This is a genomic window from Sporosarcina sp. FSL K6-5500 (assembly GCF_038005665.1).
In the GTDB taxonomy this organism is placed as follows: Bacteria; Bacillota; Bacilli; order Bacillales_A; family Planococcaceae; genus Sporosarcina; species Sporosarcina psychrophila.
Genome location: NZ_JBBOTP010000008.1, coordinates 1 through 4038 on the forward strand (window position 1 = coordinate 1; position 4038 = coordinate 4038).

General features: G+C 36.4%; 4 protein-coding genes. All 4 read right to left on the bottom strand.

Translation table 11 applies throughout. The annotated features are described in order from the left end of the window. Positions 1–116: 116 nt before the first annotated feature. Positions 117–344, bottom strand: a complete 228-nt coding sequence (locus MKX62_RS24260; protein ID WP_340742758.1) for a hypothetical protein — start codon at positions 342–344, stop codon at positions 117–119. Positions 345–429: 85 nt separating this feature from the next. Next, positions 430–882 carry a hypothetical protein gene (locus MKX62_RS24265; RefSeq protein ID WP_340742759.1) on the bottom strand — a complete coding sequence of 151 codons (453 nt, stop codon included), beginning with the start codon at positions 880–882 and terminating at the stop codon, positions 430–432. A gap of 46 nt (positions 883–928) precedes the next feature. Next, entirely contained in the window at positions 929–1966 is a 1038-nt protein-coding gene (locus MKX62_RS24270) for a protein rep (protein ID WP_340742760.1), read from the bottom strand. 373 nt (positions 1967–2339) lie between these two features. Further along, positions 2340–3602, bottom strand: coding sequence for a MobV family relaxase (gene mobV, locus MKX62_RS24275; protein WP_445683564.1), 1263 nt, complete (start codon positions 3600–3602; stop codon positions 2340–2342). Between the last annotated feature and the right edge of the window lie 436 nt (positions 3603–4038).

Consider the following 4038-nt stretch of genomic DNA (forward strand, 5'->3'; position numbering starts at 1 on the left):
CCAGTCAGACATTTACCGTTGACACTTCTCCTTTACTTTTAATCTGGCCATAAAATAAAAAACAAAAAGTCTCCCTTTTTTTAGGAAGACTTTTATCTCATTTTCTATTTTAGAAATTAATATTCAAGCGCATACTTCTTCTCTTCTTCTGGTTCTTTATCCAGACCATTCATCTCTTCATCCATCTTCATGCGCATATAAGCCAACTTTACATATCTTTTCAAAAGGTTTTCGTATCTTCGAACATCTTTTAAATTGTTAGCATTTGACAATAATCTTTCATATTCTATTGCTTGCTTTCGCTCAATCCCATTCAAGTAGTCAACTGGTTTAAACTTGTTCATTTTTCTTCCTCCCTTCAAAAAAAGGAACTTATAAAAAACATTTACTATTCACTATTGCAATACCCTTATTTCAGATGAAAACTCTTTATTTATTATCCCTTTTATTATAAAGATTGTTTATTAACCAATCCATTTCTTCCATTTCTTGATCCCCAAGAGTTTCATCTGGCACTAGATTATCATCATTACCAAAAACTCCGAATTTCTCCAAAGATTTTTCTTTTGCGATTAACAAATTATCTTCATGAAACCCTTCAACCAAAGCATTCCTTTTTAAATATGATATGCCACTTAAGCCTGCAAGCAAAGACAAAATCATCACTTGCGAAAAACTACCACTTGGATTTAATAAGTTTACAGCTGCTATCCCAGCAATAACACCTATAATAGCAAATTTTGATTTTATCCATCTAATTCGAGTTCCTTGATATTCGTTTTCCATGCTCATGATTATAACTAAAATCAATCCACCAACTGCTCCTGATACCCCTGGTACAAACAATTGATAGAGAAAATTAAAATCATCCAATTCCTTCAAAAGATTCCCCTCCGAACTAAAACCCCTGTCAACGATTATATAAACCCTATAAAACTTCAGTCTTTTTTGTTAGTACATAATTCTTCAAACCAACGTGCCAGTAAGCCATTACATCAATCGCACCATTTGCAACCTCATCTGAATCCTCGTCAATATGAATGAGGTCCCCATCCTCTGCATCGCTTAAATTCAATTCTTTATGAATCTCTTTCAGTAGCCCCCCATAGGAAATCAAACGTTTATATGCCAACGCTTTATCTAAATCTTTCACCGTTTGGACGTTCTCCGGAGTGACTTTATTACCTCGAATCACGTCGGTATCTTTTACTGGATACTTGGATACTTCAAAGACCGCGTTTTGCTCTGCAATCGAATTTTTGACCTCTTTCTCAACTGCTAAAAAATCAGTAGATTCCTTTTTCGGCTTCACCCTTTGAACATGAACAATCGGCGTATAATCAATCTTCATCGCCTTTTGCCACATACTTGTCCATTCATCTTGCAAAATATAAAACTCTTTTTTCTTAAAATAGCTTGCTGGAACACAAAGCAAAACATGAAAATGAGGGTGATACGTGCCATACCAATCGCTGTCTTTATTCCAGTTTCTCGTGACTTCCATCGCTCGAAAATACCCTTTGACCGACCGTTTGAATTTTGCATATCCTGCAAATCGATTCCATGCTTTTGTCATCTGATCCATCGTGTCTTTCAACTTTTCGCCTTCGACATTTTGAACCGTAAGCGTCAAAAAAATCCATGTCACTTTTTCACGGGAATTCACCGCTTCAACGATTTTTTTATTTTGAAAGGCAATCTTTAAAGAACGTCGCCAGTTGCACATAGGACATAACCTCGCTTTGCAAAAGTAAGCTTGATAGAGTTTCAGTTTTTCATCTTTTTGTTTGAAATGCAGAAAATTACCGCACTCATTCATTCGCTCCGCTTTTTTCTTTAAATCAGCGATATCATGATGTTCAGCCATTAAAATCGACCGTTTCTTTTTCCCTTTCCAATCACGTTCTTTGCCGTCTGCTCTTGCGTCCTTAAGGATAATCATGCTATCATTTGAAGATGAATTCATAAAAAAAGACCTCTCCTTCGGGTGAGGATAAAAAAATCCCTCTGATTTGGTTTTTACTCGACATTTAAACCTTATCACAGGGATTTTTTCGTGTCCACCTTTGAAAAGTCATTCAAACCCATACGGCTCTAAGGCTAACAGCCTTTTCAAACGCTTGAGTTGTTTCTATATGTATCAAGATAAGAAAGAGACCAAAAAAGCCCCCCAAAAAACGGGGGCTTTTTAAATTCAAACCAAGTTCAAAATCCCTTTCAAGACCTCTACAAGCTTTTTTAAGACCTTTTTCAAAAAAATACATATAAATCTAAGCAAACCACCTTAAAAGCGCTTAAAACGAATTCTGAAGCGAAACAAGAGCAAATTAAACCCCTTTTTATAATCCCATCTCATGAGATTTACTTTTTCTTGGTTTCTGCTGCTGTTTTATCTCTTTATCTTTTTCTTTCAGTCCATCTAACGAAAAATCAGCTGTTTTAACTCGTTTTATAAATTTGTCCAAAAATAATTTCAATTTATCTATAGCTTTTCCCAGCCGATTTTGAGGAATCGTCTTATTTATTTTATTTTCTTCAAGAATTTCAAGCCAATTTTGCCCCTCCGCTTTATCCTTCGGCATGCTGTCACGCTCTAAATTATGAAGAATCAAGCGCCCTTTAAATTCCGATTCACTAATTTCTAGATCCGGCTCTTTATCTTCCAAAATGCTTTTATAAACAACCGCATTTCTTTGTTCTTGTATTTTATCGCTTTCAATCATTTGTTTTTCTCGTTCAAGATGTGTGTTTTTTTGTTCAAGACTTTCAATTTTTCCTTCCAGTCCCTTTTTATTTTTCTCCAAATTACCAATTTTGTTTTTAGCATCTGATTTATAATTTTCAAATTGATAAGTGCTTCTAATACTTGATTTCGCCAATACTCCCAAACGCTCATAATCCTTTTTTGGCAAAACAACCACTTCTTTTTTATTCATGATTCCTACGGTTTTCTTCTCTGCATTTCCATCCACTTTATCAAAAATTTCTTTTGGCTCCTTAAATTTTTTCAAATCAGCAGCCATCATTTCTTTTTGCTGTTCAATCTCCGCTGAAAGCTTTTTCAACGAATGTACATTTTCAATTCCAATCGTTTTCCCGTTCAAAATCCCCTCTTGATAAATCTCGGGAATCTGCTCTTTTAAGTGGTTATCCAAATCATTATGAAAATATTTTAATTCCGCTCTAGTTATCACTTCTTTGGCCGACACTTTTTCACGTTCTTTTTTCTCATCCCAAACAACAGGAATAAAATCAAAGTGAATATGAGGTGTTGTTTCGTCATTATGTACATTCGCCGAAATAACGTTCTGCTTCCCCCCGTATCGATCAGCGAGAAATTCATAGGTTTCTTCAAAGAATTTCCTTTGGTGCTCGTCAGGTGCTCCTTTGAGCGATTCAGGCAACGTTACGACCCATTCGCAACATGCCTTTACATCTTTTCGTTTCATGCAATAAACTTCGTCTAGCCTTTCATTCATGCGAGAAAGCGTGTCGCCTTCTTTTTCGCATAGGTCATAATTTAAATGTGTGCGCTCGATATCAATATCTTCGTTTGAATGATTTTGAGTTTTTCGGTCCAAGTGATTTGATAATCCTTGCATGTTTGCTTTCGTGAATTTCTGAACGTGAGCGATTTCGGTCACCTCATTTTTGAATAAGAATAACACATCGCGCGAAGAGAGCCAAATTCATTTTGGTCTAACACGGTATACCAGAATTCTTCTGGACGTGCTCTGCGAGGCAAAAAGCAAGGGAGCAAAAACCGCTCCCCCCAAGTTCAAAAACAAAAAAATCTCCGCCTGCAGCCGTTGCTTTTTCCTAATGCAGAAATGTCATTTTCACCGTTACGCTTTTCCGCAACGGTTGCAAATTCATTTCTAGATCAAGTGCAAAAAGAACAGACCTTGCCACTTTTGAAAAAGTGTCAAACCCACAAAACCCCCTTCGCCAGGTGGCGTCTTCCAACGGGGGTTGGAAGAACAAAAGAGGGTGAAAACAATCTCTCGTATCAACTCCTTAAATTCCTTCCGCTTTGCT